This window comes from Pseudomonas sp. (genome assembly GCF_037994325.1).
In the GTDB taxonomy this organism is placed as follows: domain Bacteria; phylum Pseudomonadota; class Gammaproteobacteria; order Pseudomonadales; family Pseudomonadaceae; genus Aquipseudomonas.
Genome location: NZ_JBBNAH010000647.1, coordinates 1 through 4,885 on the forward strand (window position 1 = coordinate 1; position 4,885 = coordinate 4,885).

The 4,885-nt window shown below is 59.8% G+C and carries 4 protein-coding genes; 2 read left to right on the forward strand and 2 right to left on the reverse strand.

Annotated elements, in window-relative coordinates; all coding sequences use genetic code 11:
• Positions 1-12 precede the first annotated feature (12 nt).
• The gene (locus tag AAAB16_RS21330) at positions 13-831 is read left to right on the forward strand and encodes an enoyl-CoA hydratase (protein ID WP_340665137.1); all 819 of its coding nucleotides are present in this window, start codon (positions 13-15) and stop codon (positions 829-831) included.
• A gap of 16 nt (positions 832-847) precedes the next feature.
• Positions 848-1,951 carry an enoyl-CoA hydratase/isomerase family protein gene (locus tag AAAB16_RS21335; RefSeq protein WP_340665134.1) on the forward strand — a complete coding sequence of 368 codons (1,104 nt, stop codon included), beginning with the start codon at positions 848-850 and terminating at the stop codon, positions 1,949-1,951.
• Positions 1,952-2,105: 154 nt separating this feature from the next.
• Here the strand turns inward: AAAB16_RS21335 and AAAB16_RS21340 are convergent, their stop codons facing one another.
• A complete protein-coding gene (locus tag AAAB16_RS21340; RefSeq protein WP_340665135.1) occupies positions 2,106-3,458 on the reverse strand; it encodes an HlyD family type I secretion periplasmic adaptor subunit in 1,353 nt (450 codons plus the stop codon).
• A partial coding sequence (locus AAAB16_RS21345; protein WP_340665136.1) for a type I secretion system permease/ATPase occupies positions 3,448-4,885 on the reverse strand: 1,438 nt, incomplete at its 5' end. The genes AAAB16_RS21345 and AAAB16_RS21340, both read right to left, overlap by 11 nt.

A 4,885-nucleotide genomic window follows, 5' to 3' on the forward strand; every position in this document is an offset into this window, starting at 1 on the left:
GGATACGAGTTAATGAGCACTGCCATTGAAACCTATCACCCAGGCCTGGCCGACCTGACCCATAAGCTGACGGTAGAAAAACACGGCCACACTGCCCTGCTGACCATCAACCACCCGCCGGCCAATACCTGGGACCGCGAGTCGCTGATCGGCCTGAAACAACTGATCGACCACCTTAACCACGACGACGATATCTATGCCTTGGTGATCACCGGCCAGGGCAGCAAGTTTTTCAGCGCCGGCGCCGACCTCAATTTATTTGCCGATGGCGACAAGAGCCGCGCCCGGGAAATGGCTCGGCGCTTTGGCGAAGCCTTTGAAGCACTGCGCGATTTCCGTGGGGTGTCCATCGCTGCCATCAACGGTTACGCCATGGGCGGCGGCCTGGAATGTGCGCTGGCCTGCGATATCCGTATTGCTGAACGCCAGGCGCAAATGGCCCTGCCGGAAGCCACCGTGGGCTTATTGCCCTGCGCTGGCGGCACCCAGGCGCTGGCCTGGCTGGTGGGTGAAGGTTGGGCCAAACGCATGATTCTTTGCGGCGACCGCGTAGACGCCGACACTGCATTGCGTATCGGCCTGGTCGAACAGGTGGTGGACAGCGGCGAAGCCCGCGGCCATGCCCTTTTACTGGCGGCCAAAGTGGCACGGCAGAGCCCAGTGGCGGTGCGCACCATCAAGCCGTTGATTCAGGGTGCCCGTGAGCGTGGACCTAACGCCTGGTTGTCGGAGGAGCGCGAACGTTTTGTTGACCTATTCGACGCCGACGACACTCGCGAAGGGGTTAATGCCTTTCTGGAAAAACGCGAGCCGCAATGGCGCAATAAGTAGTCAGGAGTCTGTGTGTATGAATGTCACTTTCGAAGAACTCCTCGGCCAGCACGGCGCCCGCATTGGCATTGCCACCTTGGATGCGGCCAGCAGCCTGAACGCCCTTTCACTGCCGATGATCAACGCCCTGGACGACAAGCTGGCGGCCTGGGCGCAAGACCCGAGCATTGCCTGCGTGCTGCTGCGCGCCAATGGCGAAAAAGCCTTCTGTGCTGGCGGCGACGTGCGTAAGTTAGTCGAAGCCTGCCGCGAACACCCCGGCGAAGTACCGCCGCTGGCGGGGCGTTTTTTTAGCGATGAATACCGCCTCGACTACCGCATTCACACCTACCCCAAACCTTTTATCTGCTGGGCCCACGGCTATGTGCTGGGCGGCGGCATGGGCTTGCTGCAAGGCGCGAGCATTCGCATCGTGACGCCCAGCAGCCGGTTGGCCATGCCGGAGATCAATATCGGTTTGTACCCGGACGTGGGCGGCAGTTGGTTTCTCAGTCGCCTGCCCGGCAAGCTCGGCTTGTTCCTCGGCTTAACCGCCACCCAAGTAAACGCCCATGACGCCCTGCTCCTGGGCTGGGCCGACCGCTTTTTGGCCGATGACCAGCAAGACACCCTGATCGACGGTCTGCTGCAACTGAACTGGAACGAGCAACCGGCGCGCCAGCTCAACAGCCTGCTCAAGGCTCTGGAACATGAAGCCAACCAGCAACTGCCCGACGCGCAACTGATGCCACGGCGCAACCATATCGACCACCTGCTCGACGTCGCCGACCTGCCCAGTGCCTGGAAGGTGTTAGTGGCCCTGCAAGACAGCAGCGACGGCCTGCTTGCCCGTGGCGCGAAAACCCTGGCCGGCGGCTGCCCGCTGACGGCGCACTTGGTTTGGGAGCAGATACAGCGCAGCAAGCACTTGTCGTTGGCCGAGGTGTTTCGCATGGAATACGGCATGAGCTTAAACAGCTGCCGCCATCCGGAATTTGCCGAAGGCGTGCGTGCGCGGCTGATCGACAAAGACAACGCCCCGCACTGGCATTGGCCGGATGTAGCGACCATTCCCGCCTCGGTGATTGACGCGCATTTTGTGCCGACGTGGGAAGGAAAGCATCCGCTTAAGGATTTGTGATGGGGGCAACGCGTTTTGGCGCTGCCCGCTGTCACGGCATAGATCGCTTGGTGCGCAGAGCACACCCTACAAGATCAGCAGCTGACCGCGCTTAGGCTTTTGTAGGGTGTGCTAGGCGCACCAGGACGCACACAGTTATCGCCCAGTACGCCGATTAACGCTCGCGCAGCGCCTCAGCCTTGGCCCGCAGAATGGGTTTGAGCAGGTAGCTCAAGATGCTTTTCTTGCCGGTGATGATATCCACCGATGCCACCATGCCTGGAATGATCAACAGCGGTTTTTCCTCGGTGCCCAGGTGGCTTTTGTCGGTGCGCAGTTTGATCAGGTAGTAGGTGTTTTTGCCGTCTTCATCGGTAACGGTGTCGGCACCGATCTGTTCCAGCTTGGCTTTCAGACCGCCGTAAATGGTGTAGTCGTAGGCAGTGAATTTAACGATGGCTTCTTGGCCTGGGTGCAAAAAGGCAATGTCTTGCGGGCGGATTTTTGCCTCCACCAGCAGGGTGTCGTCCAGCGGCACCACTTCAACCAAATCACTGCCCGGCTGTATCACCCCACCAATGGTGTTGACCAGCAGGCTTTTAACAATACCGCGCACGGGCGAGGTCACCAGGGTTCGGTTTACCCGGTCTTCCAGGGCCTTGCCGGTGGCTTGCGACTTACTCAGTTCGGTACGCGCTTCGTTCAACTGCGTTAGCGCGTCGCTGCGGAATTTGCCACGGGTTTCGTCGATCTTGCGTTCGGCTTCAGTGATGGCCGATTGCGCGCGCGGAATGGCCAAGCTGGTGGCGTCCATCTGCCCACGGTTTTCCACTTCGGCGCGTTTCAGGCGCAGCACTTCCACTTGCGAAATCGCGCCCTGGGCCACCAATGGCTCAGACATGGCGATCTCCTGGCGCAGCAGGTTCAGGCTATTGCGGTATTGCTCCTGCTTGGAGGCAAACTCGCGCAGTTCTTGCTGCTTTTGCACCAGTTGCTGTTGCAGGCCGGCCACTTCATCGCTGAGTTGTTGCTGGCGGCTTTGGTACAACTGCAATTCACTTTCGGCCTGACTCGGCACCTTGGCGCGAATGTCGTCGCTGATCACCAGCGGCTTACCCTCGGTCTCGGCCACCAGACGATCAACGCGCAGTTGCCAGCCCAAGCGCTCGGCTTCGGTTTCGCCGACGTTAGAGACAAAGCGCGTGTCATCCAAGCGCAGCAGCGGATCGCCGACTTTGACGATCTGCCCTTCATGGACAAACAGCTCAGCGACAATGCCGCCTTCCAGGTTCTGGATTTTCTGAATCTTCGACGAGGGAATGGCTTTGCCATCGCCGCGGGTCACTTCGTCAATCTGAGCAAAATGCGCCCAGCCGAGCATAAACACGAAGAAGCCGATAAGCCCCCAGATGGTCAGGCGCACCACGCGCGGCGCGTCTTCCACCAGGGCTTTGTTGAGCTCTGGCAGCGGCTGATCATCCAGCGAATCGCGACCTTTGAAGTAACGGGCAAGAGAGTTAAGCGACACTGATCTGCCCCTTCTTCAAAGCTTCCATAACAGCGTTTTTCGGGCCGTCGGCAATGATCTGACCCTTGTCGATAATCAGCAGGCGGTCGACCAGGTCGAGCATCGAAGAACGGTGGGTAATCAGCAGCACGGTCTTGGTGGCGATCACCGCTTGCAGGCGTTGCTTGAGGTGCACTTCACCGGTGTTGTCCATGCCGCTGGTGGGCTCGTCGAGCAACAGAATCGGCGGATCAAGCAACAACGCACGAGCCAGGGCAACGTTCTGCCGTTGGCCACCGGAAAGCTGATGGCCGCGCTCGCCCACTTGCAGCTCATAACCTTGCGGGTGCAGCCGGGCGAACTCATGAACGCCGGCCAACTCAGCCGCTTGCAGCACCAACTCGTCTTCAACGTAACGGGCGCCGCTGACTAGGTTGTCGCGCAGGGTGCCGCTGAATAGATGGATGTCTTGCGGGACGTAGCCGATGTTGTGGCGCAGCTCGCTGATGTCCAGTTGGCGCATATCCACACCGTCCACCAAGAGGCTGCCGGAGTCGGCTTGGTGCAGGCCAACCAGCAACTTGGCCAACGAGCTTTTGCCTGAGCCGCTGCGGCCGATGATGCCGATTTTTTCGCCGGGGCGGATCACCAGGTTCATGTTGATCAACGCGGTGTTTTGCGCCTGCGGGTAGTTAAAGTTGAGCCCGCGCAATTCGATGGCGCCCTGCACCCGCGAGCGGGTCAGCGGGCGGTCGTCGGCCTGGCGCTCTTGCGGCAGGTCCATCATCTGGTCCACCGAGTTCATGGTGACCTTGGCTTGCTGGTAACGGCTAAGCAGCCCGGACAGTTGCGACAACGGCCCCAATGCGCGGCCACTGAGCATGTAACAGGCGATCAAACCGCCCATGCTCAGGTTGCCGTCGATGATCTGGTACACGCCGAAAATAATCATGATCACCCCGGCCAACTGCTGAATCAGCATGGTCGAGTTCATCGCCAGGTTGGACAGCATGCGCGCCTTCAACTCCAGGCGGCTCAAGGTGCCAATGGTTTGCTCCCATTGGTACTGGCGCTCGCTTTCGGCGTTGTTGACCTTTACTGCGTCGAGGCCGGCGAGGGTTTCGATCAGGCTCGATTGCCGCTCAGCGGCCAGGGCCATGCTGCGCTCAATGGTTTCGGTCAGCGGTTTTTGCAACGCCCAACTGATCAGCAAGGCCAACGGAAAGGCCATGACCGGAATCCACACCAAGTGCCCGCCAAGCAAGGCGATGACCAGCAATACCAGCAAGGTAAACGGCAGGTCGATCAGGCTGGTGAGGGTCAGCGAGGCGAGGAAATCGCGCAGGGTCTGAAATTCATGGATGTTCTGCGCAAAGCTGCCGACGCGTTTGGGCCGGTGCTTCATCGACATGCCGACGATGCGCTCAAACAACGTGGCGGAAATAATC

Bases quoted from the DNA above. Each gene is read 5' to 3' on its own strand.
- AAAB16_RS21330 (WP_340665137.1), top strand. From the start codon at position 13: ATGAGCACTGCCATTGAAACCTATCACCCAGGCCTGGCCGACCTGACC.
- AAAB16_RS21335 (WP_340665134.1), top strand. From the start codon at position 848: ATGAATGTCACTTTCGAAGAACTCCTCGGCCAGCACGGCGCCCGCATT.